Genomic DNA, 20,416 nt, shown 5'->3' with positions numbered 1-20,416 from the left:
CATCCGGAAAGGGGGTGAACACCTTGTCCAACTACAGCCTGTCGGTACGGAAGATCGTCATCGCGGGGGTGCTGGCTGCCGTCGCCATTCTGCTGGGGCTCACGCGGCTCGGGTTCATCCCGATGCCGACGGGCGTCAACGCCACCATCATGCATGTCCCGGCCATCATCGGGGCGGTGGTGGAAGGCCCGCTGGTGGGTGCCATCATCGGCACGATCTTTGGCATCTTCAGCCTCGTCAACGCCACGCAGCCGCTTTTCATGGACCCGCTGGTGGCCATCCTGCCGCGCATCTTCATCGGCATCACGGCCTACTACGCCTACGCCGCCCTGCGGCGAAACGAGTGGCTGGCCCTGGGTGCCGCGGCGGCCGTCGGGACCCTGACGAACACGGTCCTGGTCCTAACGATGGCCACCCTGCGCGGGTACCTGCCGGCCAACGTCGCCCTCACCGTCGGGGTCACCCACGGCATCCCGGAAATCATCGTCGCCGCCATCGTCACCTATGCCGTGGCTGTGCCCTGGAAGCGGCTCGACGCGGGCCGGGTACAGCGGGCCCGAAGGGTGTGAGGGGAATAGAGCGGGGGTGGGTGAGCCGCCCGCCTGGGTGCCTCGCCTGCCCCTTTGCCTCACAATGGAGATCCGGGTTTGTATCGCGCCAGCGCCAGGGAGGAAGTCATGGGGTGGAACCCGGGATCGTGGAACGCGTGTTGCGATACGTGGATGCCGAGTTACTGGTCGAGCTCACCCGCTCCTTGATCCGCATCGACAGCGTCTACCGGCCCGAACGGGGAACGGCCGAGGCCGGCGTGGCCCGTTACGTGACCGAGCTCCTTGAGGCGTGGGGCTTTTCCGTCCGCGTCGAAGAGGCGGCGCCGGGGCGCCCCAACGTCCTGGCCGAACTGTGCGGCACCCGGGAGGGGAAGACCCTCCTGTTCGAGGCGCACAGCGACGTGGTGACGGAGGGCGACGCAAGCCTCTGGACCTACCCGCCTTTTGAAGGGGTGGTGGTGGACAACCGCATCTACGGGCGGGGGGCCTGCGATACCAAGGGGAACCTGGCGGCCGGCATGGTGGCGCTCAAGGCCATCAAGGACGCCGCCGCAGACTTCGGGGGGCGGATCCTGCTGGCGGTCCCCGTCGACGAAGAAGGCCTGATGATCGGCATCAAGAAGATGATCGAGTCCGGCTGGTGCGACGAGGTCGACGGCGCCATCATCTGCGAGCCCGAGGAGAACCAGCTTTGCATCGCCCAGAAGGGGGCACTGCGCATCGGCATCCGGGCCCACGGCAAGATGGCCCACGGTGCCATGCCCCAGGCGGGGATCAACCCCATCACCCCGGTATGCCGGATGGTCGCCCGCCTGGCCGAGCTGGAGCGAAGCGAGGGCGCACGCCACGGGGAGGATCCGCTGGTGGGCTGGCCGAGCATCACCCCCACCATCTTCCTCGCGCCGCCCAGCGGTGAGCCGCAGATCAACGTCATTCCCGACCAGGCGTACGTCACGCTGGACGTTCGCACCACCCCGCGACAGGACCACGGGTTTCTGAAGGAGGCCGTCCTGACCATCGCCCGCGAGGAGGCGGACAAGGTGCCGGGCCTGCGCGTGGAAACGGCGGTCATCGACGACCGCCCGTGTACCTACACCCCGCCCGACGACCCCGTCGTCCGGGCTGCCGCCGAGGCGGTGCGCCTGGTCACGGGCCGCGAGCCGCAGTACAACGGCGTTCCCGGGGCCACCGACGGGACGTTCCTTTGGGCCTGGAAGGGGATTCCCATCGTCACCTTCGGTGCCGGGAAGCGGGAAGTCCCCCACCAGGTGGACGAGTACGTGGACATCCCCGAGCTGATCGAGACGGCCCGCCTGTATGCAGCGGCGGCCATGATCTTCCTGTCGACACCGCGGTAGGGGTGGCGGGGCCGCGTTTTGGCGGTGCGCCCCGGCGCTGCGAGGAGGCATCGATATGGGCACGTACCGCGACATGTTCGACCTCACCGGGCGGGTCGCCCTGGTGGCCGGTGCCGCATCCGGCCTGGGCCGGGCGTCGGCCCTTGCCCTGGCCGACTTCGGCGCCTTCGTGGTCGCTGCCGACCGGGACGCCGCCGGGGTGGAAGCCCTGGTTCGGGAGCTCGAGGCCGGCGGGACCCAGGGCCAGGCCGTGGGCCTCGACATCCGCGACCGGGACCAGGTCCGCCGCACCATCGCCGGCATCGTGGAGCGTCACGGACGCTTGGACGTGGCCGTGACGACACCCAGCGTCAACATCCGCAAGCGGCTGCTGGACTACGCTGACGACGAGCTGGACCGGGTGCTCACCCTGAACCTCAAGGGCACGTTCAACGTCCTGGTGGAAGCCGGGCGGGTCATGGCGGACCGCGGCCAGGGAAGCCTGATCGCCTTCGCCTCTATCCGCGCCCAGGTGGTCGAACCCGGCCAGGGCGTCTACGCCGCCACCAAGGCGGGGACGGTCCAGCTGATCAAGACCCTGGCGGCGGAGCTCGGCCCCCGGGGCGTTCGGGCCAACGCCGTGGCACCGGGCGTCATCGACACCCCGCTGACGCAGCCCATCAAGAGCCACCCGGAGTGGTACGGAGCTTACGCCGCCAAGACGGCCCTCGGCCGGTGGGGGACACCGGACGAGGTGGCGGCCGCCGTGGTCTTCCTGGCCGCCGAGGCCAGCCGCTACGTCACGGGTTCGGTGCTCACCATCGACGGGGGATGGACCGCCATCGACGGCCGCTTCGACCCGCCCCTCAACCCGTGACCCCAGCCGTGCGAACCCGGCAGACCGTTTTCGCCACGCAGAGGGTGACGCCATGCATTGCACCGCGTTTAAGCAGACCGTCCAGCCCGTAGAACCCGCACAGCCCGTTCACCCGGTCCGGCTGGCGGTCATCCCAGGGGACGGTGTAGGACCCGAGGTGATCGAGCAAGCCCTCCGCGTGCTGCAAGCCATCGCAGAGGCAACGGGCCACCGGTTCGACACCGTGACCTTCCCGTGGAGCTCGGAGCACTATCTTAAGACCGGTGACGTGGCCCCGCCCGGCTTCCTCGACACCCTGCGGAGCTTCGACGCCATCCTGCTGGGGGCCATGGGCGACCCGCGCGTCCCGGATCCCATCTCCGTGGGCCTGGTCCTACAGATACGCAAGGGGTTCGACCTGTACGTCAACCTTCGCCCCGTCCGGCGGCTGTCCGGCGCTCCGTCGCCCATCGCCCATGCCCCCGCCGTCGACATCCTGTTCGTTCGGGAGAACACGGAAGGCGAGTACTCCGACGCGGGCGGGCGGCTGAACGCAGGACGTCCGGACGAACTGGCCCTGCACACGGCGGTCTTCACCCGGCGGGGCATCGAGCGCATCGCCGTCTTCGCCTTCGAGCAGGCCCGCCACCGCCGCCGCACCGTCACCAGCGTGTCGAAGGGCAACGCCCTGCCCCACACCTTCGGCCTGTGGGACGAGGTGGTGCGCGACGTGGCCCGTCACTTCCCTGACGTGCGGCTGGAGACGGTGCTGGTCGACGCCATGGCGTACCACCTGGTGCGCCAGCCGGACCGGTTCGACGTGGTGGTGGCGTCCAACCTCTTCGGGGATATCCTGACGGACCTGGGCGCTGCCCTGCAGGGCGGTCTGGGCCTGGCTGCCAGCGCCAACATCAACCCCGCCGGGCCGTATCCGGGGATGTTCGAGCCGGTCCACGGGTCCGCCCCGGACATCGCGGGCCGGGGCATCGCCAACCCCATCGGGGCCATCTGGTCCGCCGCCCTTATGCTGGACTACCTGAAGAACCGGGGCCGCCTGCCGGATGGCGACCGGCTGGCCGGCGCGGTGCTGCAAGCCATCGCGGACGTGCTCCGGGAGGGACCGCACACGCCGGACCTGGGCGGGACGGCAACCACCCGTGAGGTCGGCGAGGCGGTGGTGCGGCAACTCGCCCGGCTCCTGTGAGGATGCGTGGCGGGATGAGTGCGAGGCGAGGCGATTCAGCCCGTGGGGTTGGCTTTTCGGGCCGGGTCCCACCCCGAGCCCCTCGGCGCAGGTCGCCTCCGGCGTATCGCACCCGCACCGGAGGGGGTATCGCCCACGTGCACCCGCACGGGCCGCGGCGCCGCCGATAGGCACCCGATGCGGACCGGCCCCGTCCTCATGCCCCGCCCCAGGTAGGCTTCTTTCACGCGCGGGTCGCTGGGCACCTACGCGGCCTGCCCGGTCGGCACGATGCGCCCCGTCCCAGCACACCGCTGCGGCTGGTCACCTGCAGGGCAGCGTGGGCGTTCTGCTCCACCAGAGGATCGTCGTGCCGGGCTGGCGGATCTCGTCGATGACTGCGAAGATCTTCCGAACCAGGATCGGAGGCAATCCCATGGACGGCTCGCCAAGACGCAGCATCCGGCCGCCGCGGGCCCGCTCACCAGCGGCTGGTCACCATCTTGACCTCAGTGAAGAACCGGACGCCGTCCTTGCCCGTGGCATGGAGATCGCCGTAGAAGGACGCCTTCCACCCGGAAAAGGGGAACCACGCCATGGGCGCCGCCACCCCCACGTTGATCCCCAGCATGCCGGCCTCGATGCCGTAGCGGAAGGCTCGAGCCGCTGCACCGCTGCGGGTGAAGATGCTGGCCGCGTTGCCGTACCGCGACCGGTTGGCCACGGCGATGGCCGTATCCAGGTCGGGAACCCGGACCACCGAGAGCACGGGACCGAAGATCTCGTCACAGGCCAGCTCCTGCCCGGGCTGCACGTGGTCGAACAGAGTCGGCCCCATCCAGAACCCGCCCTCCGGCCCCCGCAGGTGGGGATGCTGCCGCCCGTCCAGCACCAGCGCCGCCCCCGACCGTGCGCCCCGCTCGATGTAGCCGGCGATGCGATCCCGGGCCTCGGCCCGGATCACGGGGCCCATGTCGACCTGCGGATCGGTCCCCTCGCCCACCACCAGCTTCCCGGCGGCCTCGGCCAGGGCGGCCACCAGCGGATCCCCCACCTCCCCGACGGCCACCACCACGCTGCCCGCCAGGCACCGCTGGCCGGCGGAGCCAAAGGCCGAGCTGACCACCGCCCCCACCGTCGCCTGCAGGTCGGCGTCGGGCATGACGATCAGGTGGTTCTTGGCCCCGCCCAGGGCCTGCACCCGCTTGCCGTGGCGGGCGGCCTCCGCGTAGACGTTCTGGGCCGCGGGCTGGGACCCCACGAAGGAAACGGCCTTCACCTCGGGATGGGCCACCAGGGCATTCGCCACCTCCCGGCCCCCGTGGACCAGGTTCAGCACGCCCTCGGGCGCTCCGGCTTCCAGGAACAGTTCCGCCAGCCGCACGGCCGTCAGGGGGGTCCGCTCCGAGGGTTTGAGCACGAAGGTGTTGCCGCAGGCCACGGCAATGGGGAACATCCACAGGGGGATCATGGCCGGGAAATTGAAGGGGCAGATCCCGGCCACCACTCCCAGGGGCACCCGCACCAGCTCGCTGTCGATGCCCCGGGCCACGTCCTCGGCCATCTCCCCCAGCATCAGGGTCGGGGCTCCGGCGGCAAACTCCACCACCTCGATGCCCCGCCGCACCTCGGCCCGGGCTTCGGCCAGGGTCTTGCCGTGCTCGCGGGTGATGGAAAGGGCCAGCTCTTCGAAGTGCCGCTCCAGCAGATCCCTGTAGCGGAACATCAGCCGGGCCCGTTCCACCGGAGGCACCCGGCGCCACGCCGGGTACGCCGCGGCCGCCGCCTCCACCGCAGCCGCCACCTCGGCCCCGGTGGCGAAGGGCACCCGGGCGATCACCTCCCCGGTGGCCGGGTTGTACACCGGCTCCCAGCGTTCCGCGGCCGGCGTGATCCAGCGGCCGCCGGCAAGACCCGGCACGGCCGGGACGTCCGGCGCCGGTTCGTCCCTTTCCAGGTGCAGCTGGGCCACGGTTCACACCTCCATGTACGGTTGGACCTCGGCCATGGCCTCGTCCATGATCCGGAGCATGATCTCCGCGTCGCTGCGGGTCACGTTCAGGTGGGGCGCGATGCGGGCCACGTTGCCGTGCAGGCCGCCCTTGCCGATCAGGAGCCCCCGCTTGCGGGTCGCCTCCAGCCACCGGTTCAGCAGGTCGGGCGCCGGCCGCTTGCCGCCGTGGACGAGTTCCACCCCGATCATGAGCCCCATGCCGCGGACGTCGCCCATGCAGGGATACTTCTCCTGCAGGGCCTTGAGCCCGTCCATGAGAAACCGGCCCACCCGGGCGGCGTTGTCGGCCAGGCCTTCTTCCAGGATCACGTCGATGACGGCCAGGGCGGCGGTGGCGGAGACGGGATTGCCGCCGAAGGTGGAGATGGTGCTGTGGCGGAAGGAGCGGGCGATCTCCTCGGTGGTGATGGTCCAGCCGATGGGCAGGCCGTTGGCCATGCCCTTGGCCGACGTCATGATGTCGGGCTCCACGCCCCAGTGCTGGATCCCCCAGAGGTAGGTGCCCGTCCGTCCCCAGCCGGTCTGGACCTCGTCGCAGACGAACAAGCCGCCGTACCGCCGGACGATGGAGACCACTTCCTTGAAGTACTCCGGTGGCGGGGTGATAAACCCGCCCACCCCCTGGATGGGCTCGGCGACGAAGGCGGCCACCCGGCCCGAGGTGGCGGTCTGGATCAGTTCCTCCACATCCTTGGCGCAGCGCAGGTCGCAGGACGGGTAGGTGAGCCCGAAGGGGCAGCGGTAGCAGTAAGGGCTGGCCAGGTGGTGCACCCCGGGGACGGGGGTGGCGGCCCGGTAGCCGTGGGTCCCGCCCAGGGTCATGGTCAGCATGGAACGGCCGTGGTAGCTGTGACGCAGGACAATCACGTCGTCGCAGCCGGTGTGGGCCCGGGCCACCACCAGGGCGGTCTCGTTAGCTTCGGTCCCGCTGTTGGTGAAAAAGCTGCGCTTGAGCTGCCCCGGCGCCAGCTCGGCCAGGCGTTCGGCCAGCCGCACCTGGGGCTCGGTCACGTAAAGGGTCGAGACGTGCTGCAGCGTCCGCAGCTGGCGGGCGACCCGTTCCGTCACCTCAGGGTGGCAATGCCCCAGGCTGACGGTGAGGATCCCGCCGAAAGCGTCCAGGTACTGCCGCCCCTGGTCGTCCCAGACGAACTTTCCCTCGCCCCGGACGATGACCAACGGCTCTTCATACAGCGTGGCCAGGTTGGGGAACAGGTACTCCCGCTGCTTGCGGCGCAGGTCGCCGCCCTCATGGGCCATGGCGGGCATGGCATCGGCCATGGATCTCCCCTCCCGCGGGACATGGATCCATGGAGGAGTTCGCCAGCCCACCCGCCGCCGCCTGGCGACAGGTTGACCCTAGGAACGGGAACAGGCTATCCGTGCCGGTCGAACCGGCCGGAACCGGCTGGGCGAAGCGGGAGCGGCTGTCGTCAGGAGCCGCCCTAGGGACGACGCGGCCGCGTTCGTCCCCACCCGGGTACCGCCATTACGGGCAGCACCGTCGCGGTTTGCCCCCCTCTAGAGCATAACCTCGGGGTGCCACGGTCGTCGTCTTCCGAATGGGCGCTCCGCCGTGGAGGGCATGGCCGTGGAGGGCATGACCGAGCGCTCCGCCATCATCGGCAGTCGTACGATCAGGGCTCCCGGTTTCCCCCCTGCCCGGCCATACGCCCGTGAACGCCAACGGCACCCCGGCTCACTCCTCCGGGTACAGGCCGAGCAACTGCGACGCCCGGATCGCCAAGAGCAGCGTGGCCCGCCGGTCGCACTGGTCGAAACCGGGTCCCAGCAGCTCCTCGAGCCGGGCCAGTCGCCGGTAGAGGCTCTGGCGACGCAGGTGCAACACCTTGGCCGTGGCCGACACGTTGAAGTTCTGCTCGAGGAGCGCCAGGAGGGTACGCAAGAGCTCGGGCCGCTCGTTCCGGGGCGTCCTGAGCAATGCCCCGATTTGGGTTTCTACCAGGTGCCGGAGGGCGGGCTCGGGCATCGCCAGCAGGAGCTGACCCAGCTGTAGTTGGTCGAAGTGGACATGCGGCCAGGGATGCCGCGTGGACTGGAAGCGCAGGACGGCCATGGCCTCCCGTAACGCGACGTTCAGCCCGCTTAGGGCCTCTTGCGGCCGGCTGACGCCGATGCGCAACGCCACCGACCCGCCCTTAACCGGGTTGGCAGTATTCCGGCGCAGCAGGGGACCAAGACATCCCAGGCACTGCGCAAGGACGCTGGGGACGGCCCGGTGAGGATGACCTTTGCGATCTGTCCCCGGTTCGAACACGCCAGCCGCGCCACCGCCGTACGGGCGACCCCCCGGGCCGCCCGTGGCACCGCCTGGCGGACCTGGCGAACGGCTTGTTCCAGGACAACGGCCCCGCCCGCCCGCCCCATCCCTGCCGCCTTGATCAGGCCTAGGACCACCCAGGGGCCCGCATCCAGGCCCGCTGCTTCGAGGCGTTCCCGGGCGATGGGTTCCGCCCACGAGCCTGCCAGCAGCATCTCGGCCAGTTCGTCCTCGTCGAAGCCGGCGGGACGGCGGCCCGTGTCCAGAATCCGGCGGGTGACCTCTTCCGCAATCAGCCGGAAGCGGACTTCCGATCGCCAGACCACCAAGGGCAGCCCGTGGACCTCGCAAGCTTCCACCAGGGCCGCAGGCGGCTCGTGGATCCACTGCACAAGCTCCAATCCCAACGCCGCGATACCGGCCTCGGCCAGCGAGGCGGCGTATGCACGCAGCGCATCGGGGGCTGCATCCTGGAACCGCATGCCCGTCGTCAGGAGGAACTCGCCGCCGGTGAGAAGTCGCGCAATGTCCAGCAGCTCCGAGATGTGCACCCAGCGGACCGGTCGGTTCATCCCTTGACGGCCGGCCACCACCTCGGCTCCGGCCGCGGAGGGAAGGCCCAGGACGTCACGTACCGTGACGCCTTCCCGTTGCGGAGGATTCGATTGCGGTACCGCCGCGACCGCCATGGCCGACCCCCCTGAATCCCCCGTGGGCACCGGCGGTGGATGCCTGCATTGCGGGGTGACGCCTTGTGGCAAGCACAATTCGGGGTGAGCAAGCCGAAATCCTGGAGTAGAAGGAGCCGGAACACGTGGCCCGGGGTGTCGAGGTGTGCGGCGGTACTGGGCTCGGCCTATGCAAACCGACTGGGCTCGGCGTATGCAAACCAGGGTAAAGATCGTCGCTTGTCGTGAAGCAGGTCGATGCCGCAGTCTGCGCCGGCATGGGTGGACGGCGCAGACCGCGGCGTGCCTGCACGTTGGGGGCATCCCCGTCCGTTTGAACCCTGAAGTCCGCCCCGAAGGGGGATGCACCGGCCGTAGTCGCCTGCCAACCCTACAGGTTGAACACCACCAGTCGCAGGTCGGTCAGGTGCTCGATGGCATACCGCGGCCCCTCGCGGCCGATGCCGCTGCCCTTGACGCCGCCGTAAGGCATCAGGTCCACTCGCCAGTTGGGGATCTCGTTGACCATGACGCCCCCGACCTCGATCTGCCGGGCCGCCTTCATGGCCACGCCGATGTCCCGGGTGTAGATGCCGGCCTGCAGGCCGTAGAAGCTGTCGTTGACCATGGCGATGGCCTCGTCCACATGGTCGAACGGCACCACCGAGACCACCGGCGCGAAGACCTCCTGGCAGACCACCTTCAGGTCCGGCTGGACGTCCACCAGGACGGTGGGCTCCAGCACAGGCCCCTGCCGGCGGCCGCCGGCCAGCACCCGGGCGCCCCGTTCCACCGCCTCGCGGATCCAGGCCTCGGCCCGCTGGGCCTCGGCCTCGCTGATCATGGGCCCCACGTCGGTCTCCGGGTCGAGGGGATCGCCCACCTTGAGCTTGCGGGTCTCGGCCACCAGCTTGTCGAGGAACCCCTGGTAGACGGGGCGCTGCACGTAGATCCGCTGCACCGAAAGGCAGATCTGCCCGGCGTTGGCGAAGGCGCCCCGGGCGCAGCGGGCGGCCGCCAGGTCCAGGTCGGCGTCGGCGCAGACGATGGTCGCCGAGTTGTTGCCCAGTTCCAGCACCACCCGCCGCAGGCCCGACGCCGCCTTGATCCGCTCACCCACCGCGGCGCTGCCGGTGAAGGTGTAAGCGGCGATGCGGGGATCGGCCAGCAGCCACTCCCCCACCTCACCCCCCGCACCGGTGACCAGGTTGAGGTAGCCCGCGGGCAGGCCGGCGTCGACCAGGGCCTGCACCAGGTGGACGGCGCTCAAGGGAGTGGCGGTGGCGGGCTTGAGCACCACGGCGTTGCCCGCGGCCAGCGACGGCCCCACCTTGTGGGCGGCCAGGTTCAAAGGGAAGTTGAAGGGGCTGATGGCGGCCACCACCCCCACGGGAACCCGCAGGGTGAAGGCCAGCCGGTTCTCGGCCCCTGGCGCCGCCTCGATGGGCACCTGCTCGCCGTGGATGCGCTTGGCTTCCTCCGCCGAGATCTCCAGGGTCTGGGTGCAGCGGTCGACCTCGGCCAGGGCTTCCTTCAAGGGCTTGCCCGCTTCGGCGGCGATGGTGCGGGCCAGCTCGGGCTTGCGCTCCCGGATCAGCTCCGCGGCCCGCTTGAGGATCTCGTACCGCCGGTAAGGCGGCAGAGGGTTCTCCCGGTACGCCCGCTGCGCGGCCGTCACCGCCCGCTCGACGTCGTCGCGCGTCGCCCGGGCGACGTAACCGATCACCTCGCCCGAGTACTTGTTGTGCACCGGAATGGTCTCGTCCCGCTCGACCCAATGCCCGTCGATGAACAGGCCGTGGGTGCGAACTGCGACGGCAGCCATGGTCTCTACACCTCCCGTCCCCGCAGGCCGACCTCGGGCCACCCGCCGGGAAGGCCGGCTCAGCCTGCGTTGGGCATGACCACCTGCCGCACCGCTTCACCAGCGGCCAGGCGATCAAATCCCCGGTTGATTTCGTCGAGGCCCAGGCGGTGGGTGATCAGCCGGTCGACGGGCAGCCGGCCCGCCCGGAAAAGGCGGAGGAAACGCGGCAAGTCCCGCCGGGGCACGGCGGAACCCATGTAGGAGCCACGGAGGACCCGTTCCTCCGCCGTGACCGTCACCGCCGGGATGGACAGCGTCGCCTCAGGGTGGGGCAGGCCCACGGTGATGGTCGTACCACCGCGCCGCGTGGCCCGGTACGCCTGGGCGAGAACGTCCGCGTTGCCCGCCGCCTCGATGGCATAATGGGCACCGCCGCCGGTGAGATCCCGCACCGCCTCCACCGCGTCGGCCGACCGGGCGTTGACGGCGTGCGTGGCACCCAGCATACGGGCATGCTCCAGCTTTTCCGGAAGCACGTCGACCGCCACCACCGGATGCGCCCCTGCCGCCACGGCGCCCATCACGGCGGCCAGCCCGACCCCCCCAAGACCGAACACCGCCACGGAACTTCCGGGTTCCACCCGAGCCGTGTTCACCACGGCACCGACACCCGTCATCACGGCACACCCGAACACGGCCGCGACCTCGAAGGGGACGTCGGGATCGATCTTGATCAGCGACTCCTCGGCCGCCACGGTGAACTGCGAGAAGGCCGACACCCCCAGGTGGTGGTGCACGGGCTGGCCGTGGCGGTGGAACCGGCGTCCACCTCGCAGGAGCTCGCCGCGAGCATTGGCTGCGTTGCCCAGCTCGCACAAGGCGGGCCTGCCGCTGGTGCAGTACATGCACCGCCCGCACATGGGAACGAAGGTGAAGACCACGTGGTCGCCCGGCTGCAAACTGGTCACACCGGGACCGGTCTCCCGGACGATGCCCGCCGCCTCGTGTCCCAGAACCATCGGCGTGGGCCGGGGCCGGCTCCCGTCCACCACGGAGAGATCCGAATGGCAGATCCCCGCTGCCTTGAGCTCAACCAACACCTCGCCGTATCCCGGGCCGTCCAAGTCCACCTCGTCCACGACCACCGGGTGGGACTCGGTGTACGGCCGCGGTCGTCCCATCTCGACCAGAATGGCGGCCCTGGTCTTCACGGCCGGCCCCCCCCTCGGATCACTCGTAATAGCCCTCGGTCGACTTGACGAGCTGTGCAAACTGCTCGGCATCGTGTCCGAACCACACCTGGGAACGGGTGGCTTCCGCCAGCCGGCGGATGCGCTCGACGGTCCGCGTGTATCCCAGCGAGTCGTAGATGATGCCGGGCAGGCGCACGGGAGGGCCGTAGTTGGCGGCGCAGTAGACGGCATCCGACGCAAGGATGATGCCGCCGGTGCCGGGCAGTTGGACCTGCAGCCCGAGCATGCCGAAGGCATGGCCGCTGCCCAGGTTGAGGATGTGGACCCCTTCCACCAGCGGCAGGTCCCCCTCGTCGCTGCGCACCGGCCGCCAGTGAAGCTCGTTGCGGATCCACGCATCGATGTCGTCCCAGATGTAAGCCCCCAGGCGCTGGTGCATCGCGTACAGCTTCAAGGCTCCCGCCAGTTCGTCGTCGTGGACGATGATGGTGGACTTGCGGAAGTACTCGAGGCAACCGGCGTGGTCAAGGTGCAGGTGCGAGCACACCACGTAACGGATGTCGTCCGGGCGCACGCGCAGTTGTTCTAACCGGTGGGGCAGGTAACACTCCTCGCCACTGACGATGGGGAAGGTGTTCTGGGTCTGTTCCGGCCAGCGACCGTTCGGCCCCATGGAGTTCGGGTTGCAGCCGGTGTCAAACAGCACGTTGCCGTCGGGGTGGTCGATGAACACCGAATAGATGGGGAACTCGATCCACTCGGCGGGCCGGTTCGGGTTGTCCCGGGAGGCCAGGGTCGCCCCGGCGAGCATCAAGGACTTGTCCATCTGCATCCGGCCGCAGTCCAAAACGTACAGTTTCATCCGCACGGACATGGTGGCATCCCCCCAGATCTGCACACGACCAAGGTGTTCCCGCCCACGTGGACCCCGCCCCCCGGCATTTCCTGGGCTCCCGGCGGTCCGCCGCTGCCCTGCCCAATCCGCGGCAAGCGCCACCGCCGGCATCCGGTGCCCCGGCGGGTCTTACCCTTCCCTCCCCCGCTCCCGCAGCACCCGCCGCAGGATCTTCCCCGTCAGCGTCTTCGGCAGCTCGGGCACGATCTCCACCTGCCGCGGGTACTTGTAGGCCGCCATCCGCTCCCGGCAGAAGGCGATGAGCTCCTCCGGCGTCACCCTGCCCTCGAATTCGGGCTTCAGGGACACCACCGCCTTGACGGTCTCGCCCCGGTAGGGGTCGGGCACCCCCACCACCGCCGCTTCCCGGACGGCGGGGTGGCGGTAGAGCACGTCTTCCACCTCCCGTGGCCAGACCTTGAAACCCGAGGCGATGATCATGTCCTTCTTCCGGTCGATCACGTAGAACCAGCCCTGGGCGTCCATCCGGCCCACGTCCCCGGTGTGCAGCCAGCCGTCTCGGATGGCATGGGCCGTCTCCTCGGGTTTCTGCCAGTATCCGGCCACCACCATGGGGCCGCGGGTCACCAGCTCGCCCACCTCGCCGGGCGGCAGGTCCCGGCCGGTCTCCAGGTCCACTACCTTGACCACGGTGCTGGGCACCGGTACGCCCACCGACAGGGCGCCCGACTCCTGGTCCACGGGCGCCCGGCGCCCCAGGGGCACGGCGTGGGAGGGCGAGGTGGTTTCCGTCAGCCCGTAGATGTTGTGGATGTACGTCCCGGTGGCCGCCTCGAAGCGCTCCACCACCGCCGCCGGGATGGGCGCCCCGCCGCTGTAGGCCTTGCGCAGCGAGCTCACGTCGCGGCGCCCGAAGTCGGGATGGTTCATCAGGGCGATGTAGGCGGTGATGGCGGCCACCATGAAGGTCCCGCGCCAGCGCTCGATGAGCTCCAGCATCGTGCCCGGGTCGAACCGGTACCCCAGGATGACCGGCACGCCGGCCAGACCGGCGGCGGCCAGGTGGCCGATAAGCCCGGTGATGTGGAAGAGGGGCGCCGCGCCCACCACCACGTCCCCCGGCCCCAGCCCCATCCAGGTCCGGTAGACCTCCGCGTTGAAGGCCACGTTGCCGTGGGTGTTCATGGCGCCCTTGGGCGAGCCGGTGGTGCCCGAGGTGTAGGTGAGCAGCGCCACGTCTTCGGGCCGCGGCTCGGCCCCGGGGTCGGCCGCTCCTTCCAGCCGGCGGCAGATCTCCACCAGGTCCCAGGTCTCGCCAAACCGGCGCCGGGACGAACCGGCCAGAACGGCCGGGACCCCGCCCCCGGACCCGGAGCCGGCCGCACCCGGCGCCCCCGTCGGCGGGGTGAGGAAATCCAGCTCGGAGGTGGTGATCACGTGCCGGACCTCGGTCCGCCCCAGCACCCCGCGGGCCACGCCATCGTAAAGGGACTCCAGGCTGACCAGCACCGTGCTGCCCGAGTCGTTGAGATGGTAGGCCAGTTCTTCTTCCTTGAACATGGGGTTCAGGGGCACGGCGATGGCGCCCGCCTTCCAGGCCGCCAGCAGGGCGATCCAGAACTGGGGGACGTTCTGGAGGAACAGGGCCACCCGGTGGCCGGGTTCGACCCCCAGGTCCCGCAGCCCGGCGGCCAGGGCATTGCTCAGGCGGTCCAGCTCGCCAAAGGTCAGCACCCGGTCGAAGTAGTACACCGCCGGCCGGTCGCCGGCCCGCCGGGCGGTGTTCCGGAACTGGTCCACCGCCGGCCGGGCGGGCAAGGGCAGGTCGGCCGGTACGCCGGCGGTGTAAAGCCCCAGCCAGGGGCGGCGGGGCGGGATGCCCGCACCGCCCCCCTGGGCGCCATACGGTTCCATCATGGCCAGGCACCCCCATGGAGCGGGCCGTACGGGCCCTGCTCGGCCCACCGGGCCCGTTCCTCACTCCGCCCCGAAGAGCCGGGCCGGGTTGCGGGTGAAGATTCCCTCCAGGACCTCCGGCCGGACCCCCGCCGCCACCAGGGCCGGCACCACGTCGTCGAAGAGGTGGGTAGGATGCCAGGCCGCCAGCAGGTCCGCCAGCTCGGGCGGCCACCGCACCGGCCGGCCCAGCCAGAAATTCACCGAATCGTGGGAGAGCATGATGCGGTCGGCGTAGCCCAGGGCGATCAGCCCGGTCACCAGGGCGTTGCGGGTCTCGTCGGAGGGCATGCCGACGAACCGCTGGATCCCGTAGCGGTCGAAGGCGATGAAGACGCCGTGGGCCAGGGTGGCCAGGTGGTAGGCGATGTCGGTGTTGCCGTCCATGTGGCCGATCATGATGCGCCGTGGATCGGCCCCCTCCCCCACCAGGAGGGCCGCCTGTTCCGGCCCCATGGTGCCTTCCTGGGTGTGGGTGATGATGGGAACCCCCGTCTCCCGCTGGGCACGGGCCGCAGCCCGGAAGAACATCTGCTCGTACTCGGTGATCACGCCCTTGCTTGAGGCCAGCTTGATCACCCCGGCCTGGATCCGCGTGCCGCCGATGCCCTCGGTGATCTCCCGCATGAACATCTCGTAGATCTCTTCCTCGGCATCGCCCAGGGCGCGGCGGAACTTGAAGTACGCCGGGGCGCCTTCGCCCTCGTAGTAGTAGCCCGTGGAACAGATGATCTGCAGTCCCGTCCGCTCGCTGATCTCCCGCAGCAGCTCGGGATCGCGGCCGCAGTCGCTGGGCGTGGCGTCGACCACCGTGCGGACGCCGCACGCCATGACCCGCCGTGCCACATCGAGTCCGACCTCCAGCGCCCGCTGCCGGTCGTAGGGCGCCACCGTCAGGTCCCCGTGAAATCCGGGGTACCCGAACACGAAGTGCTCGTGGACCAGGGTCTTGCCCAGGTCCTCGGGACGAACCGGCCCCGTCACGGTGTTCACCGTGCGGCCCACAAGACCCACCCCCTCTGGCGGGCGGCTTCCCGCTCCCGTTTCTCCGGGGCCTTTCCGGCGGGCCGGGTCCGGTGTCACCCCGCCGGGTCCGGTTCCGCCGGATGGCCCCGCCCGGGTTCCCCCAGCGACCCGGGCAGGCCGGCCCCAATGCATGTCTATTCGGCGCTTGTCCGGGGTATGTCTCGGGACCTTCACCCCTCCCTGGGACCGGGCAGCCGGTACCACCGGGCCGGCGCATCGCCCCGGCGCCCGGCCAGCCCCTCCCTCTCCAGCCACAGGAGGAAGGCCAGGGTCTCGGCCACCGCCCCCCGCAGCCGGTGGGGCTTCTGGCGGGCATCGTCGGGCCGGCGGGCCGCCACGATCTCGAAGGCCGTGGGGCCGGGTTCGTCCGGCAGTCGGTCGCGCAGGGCGAGGGCGGCCCGCCGGTGCCACCCCGCCAGGGCCGCCGCATGGGGCATCATGGGCCCGCACCACGGCAGCCCGTGGCCGGGAAGAACCGGCCCTGCCGCCCGGGGGCCAGGGTCCCGCCCCGCGCTCCCCTCCGCACCGGCCGCGCCTTGCCGCCAGCCCCCGGGCCCGCCCTCGCCCCGGGCCAGGCAGGCCGCAGCCTTTGCCCCGGCCGCCCCGGCCACCTCGTCCGGGGCTTCCAGCCCCCAGGCCGCATCCAGCCGGGCCACCGCCTCCAGGTTGGCCAGATAGGTCCCCATGGGGTCCGCCGGCCCGGCAGGGTTGGCCCAGACGTTGATGCCCGCCCGGGGGAGGACGTGGTCCCCGGTGAACACCCAGCCCGTTTCGGCAACCCGTAGCATGACGTGGCCCGGCGAGTGCCCCGGCACGTAGACCACCTCAAAGGTGAGTCCCGCCACCGGCAGGGCGGCCGCGGGCAGGCCCGGGCCCCCGGCCAGGGGGGCCAGCCACGGGTACGGCACGGCATCCGGCGGCAGGGGCATGCGCTCGGCCCGGCGCAGGAGGGTCTCCATCACCTCCGCCGGCATGCCCGTGACGGCAAGCCATGCGTCCAGCACCGCCGGGTCCGCCCGGTCCAGCTCCAGCTCGGCCGGATGGACGTAGACCCTTCCACCCCACCGCTGGCGGACGGCCACCACGTCGCCCGCGTGGTCGGGGTGGCGGTGGGTCAGCAGGATGGCGGCCAGGCCGCCTTCGGGCACCCCGGCCGCCCGCAACGCCCAGCCCAGGGCCCTGAGGCAGGCCGGAGTGCCCACCCCGGCGTCCACCAGCACCCACCCGCCGGGGGCCCGGACCAGGTAGGCGTTTACGAAGGGCACATCCCAGGGCAAGGGCAGCAGGATGCGGTAAAGCCCTGGTGCCAGCTCCCAGCAGTGCTCGTCGATGGGCCGTTCCGGCAACCGGTCCGGCCCGTTGCCTTGCGACGTCGCCCCCACCCCCCGCCTTGGAAGAACCGGCCCCTGCGGGCCGGGCGCCCGCGGCGCAGGGCCTGCGCCACGGGCGGGCCCCGGTCGGGCCCCGAGAACCCCGGCCCGCGGGACGGAGAGCTGCCCTGGCCGGGACGGCGGCGCTCACGGCCCGCCGCGGACGTAGATCACCTGGCCCGAGACGTAGCCGGCGTCCTCGCTGCAGAGGAAGGCGATGACCCCGGCCACGTCCTCGGGCTGCCCCACCCGGCGCAGGGGCGTCCGCTCGGCCGCCGCCTTCTTGAGCTCTTCGAAGTCGACCCCGGTGCGCTCGGCCACGGCCCGGGTCATCCGCGTCTCGATGAAGCCGGGCGCCACGGCGTTGACGTTGATGTTGAAGGGCCCCGGCTCGATGGCCAGGGTCCGGGCCATGCCCTGGATCCCCGCCTTGGCGGCCGAGTAGTTGGTCTGGCCGCGGTTTCCCAGGGCCGAGGTGGACGACAGGAAGACCATCTTCCCGTAGCGCTGGGGCACCATCACCCGCTGGGCGGCCTGGGCGCAGAGGAAGGTGCCCTTGAGGTGGGTGTCGATCACCCCGTCCCAGTCGTCATCGGTCATCTTGTGGATCAGGTTGTCGCGGATGATCCCCGCGCACGTCACCAGAAAGTCCAACCGGCCGAAGGTGTCCACCGCCCGCTGCACCATGGCCTCCACCTGGCCGCGGTCCCGCACGTCGCAGGCGACGGCCAGGGCCCGGCCGCCCTCCTGGCGGATCTGGGAGGCCACCTCCTCCGCCGGCCCCTCATCCACGTCGGAGACCACCACCGCCGCCCCTTCCCGGGCAAACCGCAGGGCGGTGGCGGCCCCAATGCCCCGGCCGCCCCCGGTGACCAGGGCGACCCGATCGGCAAAGCGCATCCGGATCCTCCTCTCCCTCCATGGCCCGTCGCTCGATGGTTACGCCGCCCGGCCGGCGGGCCGGTTCGTCCAGGGCCCGGTACCGGTTCCCGGGCAGGCCCCGTTGCAGGACCGGCTCCCGGTCGGGCCCGCTTCAGCACGAACCTGCCGGCGCCGGCACCAGCACCTCACCCTCGCCGGCGGTGACGGCTTCGCCCCGCTGGTTCTCGGCCCACACTTCGACCCGCACCCGCCGCAGGCCGGGGGCCTCTTCCGGGCCCACCTCCACCACCCGGCCCTTGCAGGTCAAGACGTCGCCGGGCCGGACCATTTGCCGGAAGCGGACCTTCAACCGGCGCACCCCTTCCGGGCCCGCCAGCTGGACCAGATACTGGCCGAGGAAGCCCATGCTCAGCATGCCGTGGGCGATCACGCCGTCAAGCCCGACCCGCCGGGCGGTCTCGTCGTCGGTGTGGATCAGGTTGTAATCGCCGGAGGCCCCGGCGTATTTGACCAGCTGCACCTTGGTTATGGGTTCTTTGACCAGCGGCGGCAGCTCGGCCCCGGGTTCCCAGCGCACCGGCGCCGCCTCTGCCCGCACCGGTTCCACCACGGTTGTTCACCTCCCTGGCAGCCTGCACAGCGAGCACCCCGGCGGACGAGCGCCCCGGCCGCTCAGCGCACGATGATGGTACTCCGCCCGGTGAAGATCAGTTCCCCGGCCTCGTCGCGCCCCTCGATCTCGGTGACCAGGAAGGTCATCTTGCCCAGGCGCCCCTCCCGCTCGTAGACGTCGGCCAACCGGGTCTTGCAGCGCAGCCGGTCGCCCGCCCGGATCGGGCGGCGGTAGCTGTACTCCTGCTCGCCGTGGAGCACCCGGCTGAGCTCCAGGTTCACACCGGGAATCCCCATGCGAAAGGTGGTGGGAAAGGTGGGCGGCGCGATCTCGCCGCTGCGGAAGGCGGGGTGGGGGTCACCGATGGCTTCGGCAAACTTGCGGATGGCCCCCTTTTCGACTTCGAAGATCTCTTCGGGCGATTCCTTACCAATTAATGAACGGTCGATGGCCACGGATCCCTGCCTCCTTTCCGACCCCGTCGACCGACCGCCGCACCCCGGCGGGACGGCCGGGCGCCGGGAGCCCTGCTCCGCCGCCCGGCCGGGTTCGCCCATGGCGCCATCTCCGGGCCGTTCCGACCTGCGCTCTTCGGGCCGGCTCGGTCCGCCGGCGGTACGTCTCGCCGCCGCGGTCAGTCCCAGGTGCCGGTGCGCACGAGGTCGCGCAGCAGGTTGCGGGCGATGGTGCGGCGCTGGATCTCGTCGGTCCCCTCGTAGATGCGGTACACGCGCACGTCCCGCAGGACCCGCTCGATGGGCATCTCCTTGGTGTAGCCCATGCCGCCGTGGATCTGCATCACCCGGTCGGCCACCCGCCAGATCATGTTGGCCCCGGCCAGCTTGGCCATGGAGGCCTCGTGGCGCACGTCCTTGCCCTGGTCGGCCTTCCAGGCGGCATGGAGCACCAGCCACTTGACCTGCTGGATCTCCACGGCGCTGTCGGCCAGCATCCACTGGATGGCCTGGTACTCGCCGATGGGCTTGCCGAAGGCCACCCGCTGGCGGGCGTAGTCGATGCCCATCTGCAGCAGCCGCTCGGCCTGTCCTACCGCCCGGGCGGGGATCAGGATCCGGCCGTTGCCGATCCACTGCATGGCCAGTTCGAAACCGCGGCCCACCTCGCCCAGGACGTTCTCCTCGGGCACCCGCACGTCGCTGAACACCAGGCGGGCCGGGCTCCACCCGCCCATGGTGGCGATGGGGTACGACTTCCAGCCCATCTCCCGGTCGACCAGAAAGCAGGTGATGCCGCCGCGGGCGCCCTTCTCCTTGTCGGTGACGGCGAAGACGATGGCGAAGTCCGCCTCCAGGCCTCCGGTGATGAAGATCTTCTCGCCGTTCAGGACCCACTCGCGCCCGTCCTTGACGGCCGTCATGCGGATGTTGGTGGCGTCGGAGCCGGCGGTGGGCTCCGTCAGGGCGAAGCACGAGCGGCGCTCGCCGTTGATGGTGGGGATGAGGTAGCGCTTCTTCTGCTCCTCATTGCACGCGAAGAGGATGTTGTCCGCGGACCCGCCGTAGGTGAAGGGCACGAAGCTCCTGGCGGTCTCCATCAGGATCAGGCAGGTGGTCACGTAGTCGAACCCGGCCCCGCCGTATTCCGGCGGGGTCATCAGCCCCCACAGCCCGATTTCCTTCGCCTTGAGCTGCAGCTGGCGGTGGGTCTCGGGGTCGGGGAACCGGCGCCCCTCCAGCTCGGCCCGCTGCATCTCCCGCTCCAGGGGCATGAGCTCGCGCCGGACGAACTCCCGCACCGTCTCGACGATCATCTTCTGCTCCGGCGTGAGGGAAAAATCCATGCGGGAGACACCTCCAGCCTCC

18 protein-coding genes are annotated in these 20,416 nt (G+C 70.6%); 4 read left to right on the top strand and 14 right to left on the bottom strand.

The window, feature by feature from the left end:
* Positions 1-14: 14 nt before the first annotated feature.
* From ACZ5T9_RS04960 to ACZ5T9_RS04945, 4 genes are all read left to right on the top strand, one after another.
* The gene (locus ACZ5T9_RS04960; RefSeq protein ID WP_464834196.1) at positions 15-569 is read left to right on the top strand and encodes an ECF transporter S component; all 555 of its coding nucleotides are present in this window, start codon (positions 15-17) and stop codon (positions 567-569) included.
* Positions 570-682: 113 nt separating this feature from the next.
* Positions 683-1,909: a M20 family metallopeptidase gene (locus ACZ5T9_RS04955; protein WP_464834194.1), complete on the top strand. Its 1,227-nt coding sequence runs from the start codon at positions 683-685 to the stop codon at positions 1,907-1,909.
* Positions 1,910-1,964: 55 nt separating this feature from the next.
* Positions 1,965-2,765 carry an SDR family NAD(P)-dependent oxidoreductase gene (locus ACZ5T9_RS04950; RefSeq protein WP_464834192.1) on the top strand — a complete coding sequence of 267 codons (801 nt, stop codon included), beginning with the start codon at positions 1,965-1,967 and terminating at the stop codon, positions 2,763-2,765.
* Between the two features lie 157 nt (positions 2,766-2,922).
* Complete coding sequence (locus ACZ5T9_RS04945) at positions 2,923-3,948, top strand: isocitrate/isopropylmalate dehydrogenase family protein (RefSeq protein ID WP_464834191.1); 1,026 nt, start codon at positions 2,923-2,925, stop codon at positions 3,946-3,948.
* Between the two features lie 460 nt (positions 3,949-4,408).
* Here the strand turns inward: ACZ5T9_RS04945 and ACZ5T9_RS04940 are convergent, their stop codons facing one another.
* From ACZ5T9_RS04940 to ACZ5T9_RS04875, 14 genes are all read right to left on the bottom strand, one after another.
* Positions 4,409-5,899 (bottom strand): CoA-acylating methylmalonate-semialdehyde dehydrogenase, encoded by a 1,491-nt coding sequence (locus ACZ5T9_RS04940; protein WP_464834190.1) that lies wholly within the window; start codon positions 5,897-5,899, stop codon positions 4,409-4,411.
* A 3-nt stretch (positions 5,900-5,902) separates the two neighbouring features.
* Positions 5,903-7,222 (bottom strand): aspartate aminotransferase family protein, encoded by a 1,320-nt coding sequence (locus ACZ5T9_RS04935; protein WP_464834189.1) that lies wholly within the window; start codon positions 7,220-7,222, stop codon positions 5,903-5,905.
* A gap of 418 nt (positions 7,223-7,640) precedes the next feature.
* Positions 7,641-8,018, bottom strand: coding sequence for a helix-turn-helix domain-containing protein (locus ACZ5T9_RS04930; RefSeq protein WP_464834188.1), 378 nt, complete (start codon positions 8,016-8,018; stop codon positions 7,641-7,643).
* 29 nt (positions 8,019-8,047) lie between these two features.
* Entirely contained in the window at positions 8,048-8,911 is an 864-nt protein-coding gene (locus ACZ5T9_RS04925) for a PucR family transcriptional regulator ligand-binding domain-containing protein (RefSeq protein WP_464834187.1), read from the bottom strand.
* Between the two features lie 370 nt (positions 8,912-9,281).
* Entirely contained in the window at positions 9,282-10,715 is a 1,434-nt protein-coding gene (locus tag ACZ5T9_RS04920; protein ID WP_464834185.1) for an aldehyde dehydrogenase family protein, read from the bottom strand.
* A gap of 59 nt (positions 10,716-10,774) precedes the next feature.
* Complete coding sequence (locus ACZ5T9_RS04915) at positions 10,775-11,908, bottom strand: zinc-dependent alcohol dehydrogenase family protein (protein WP_464834184.1); 1,134 nt, start codon at positions 11,906-11,908, stop codon at positions 10,775-10,777.
* A gap of 19 nt (positions 11,909-11,927) precedes the next feature.
* Positions 11,928-12,764, bottom strand: coding sequence for a quorum-quenching N-acyl-homoserine lactonase AiiT (gene aiiT / locus ACZ5T9_RS04910; protein WP_464834183.1), 837 nt, complete (start codon positions 12,762-12,764; stop codon positions 11,928-11,930).
* 150 nt (positions 12,765-12,914) lie between these two features.
* Entirely contained in the window at positions 12,915-14,663 is a 1,749-nt protein-coding gene (locus ACZ5T9_RS04905) for a long-chain-fatty-acid--CoA ligase (RefSeq protein ID WP_464834182.1), read from the bottom strand.
* Positions 14,664-14,723: 60 nt separating this feature from the next.
* Positions 14,724-15,707 (bottom strand): phosphotriesterase family protein, encoded by a 984-nt coding sequence (locus ACZ5T9_RS04900; RefSeq protein WP_464834181.1) that lies wholly within the window; start codon positions 15,705-15,707, stop codon positions 14,724-14,726.
* Positions 15,708-15,898: 191 nt separating this feature from the next.
* On the bottom strand, positions 15,899-17,110 hold the full coding sequence (locus ACZ5T9_RS04895) for an MBL fold metallo-hydrolase (RefSeq protein ID WP_464834180.1): 1,212 nt from the start codon (positions 17,108-17,110) through the stop codon (positions 15,899-15,901).
* Positions 17,111-17,245: 135 nt separating this feature from the next.
* The gene (gene fabG, locus ACZ5T9_RS04890) at positions 17,246-17,998 is read right to left on the bottom strand and encodes a 3-oxoacyl-ACP reductase FabG (protein ID WP_464834179.1); all 753 of its coding nucleotides are present in this window, start codon (positions 17,996-17,998) and stop codon (positions 17,246-17,248) included.
* 133 nt (positions 17,999-18,131) lie between these two features.
* The gene (locus tag ACZ5T9_RS04885; protein WP_464834177.1) at positions 18,132-18,590 is read right to left on the bottom strand and encodes a MaoC/PaaZ C-terminal domain-containing protein; all 459 of its coding nucleotides are present in this window, start codon (positions 18,588-18,590) and stop codon (positions 18,132-18,134) included.
* A 62-nt stretch (positions 18,591-18,652) separates the two neighbouring features.
* Positions 18,653-19,048 (bottom strand): MaoC family dehydratase N-terminal domain-containing protein, encoded by a 396-nt coding sequence (locus ACZ5T9_RS04880; protein WP_464834175.1) that lies wholly within the window; start codon positions 19,046-19,048, stop codon positions 18,653-18,655.
* Between the two features lie 179 nt (positions 19,049-19,227).
* The gene (locus ACZ5T9_RS04875) at positions 19,228-20,394 is read right to left on the bottom strand and encodes an acyl-CoA dehydrogenase family protein (protein ID WP_464834173.1); all 1,167 of its coding nucleotides are present in this window, start codon (positions 20,392-20,394) and stop codon (positions 19,228-19,230) included.
* Positions 20,395-20,416: the final 22 nt, after the last annotated feature.

This window comes from Thermaerobacter nagasakiensis (assembly GCF_055396825.1).
Note: the sequence above shows the minus strand (reverse complement) of the source record. Positions and strands in the feature narration are given on the sequence as shown.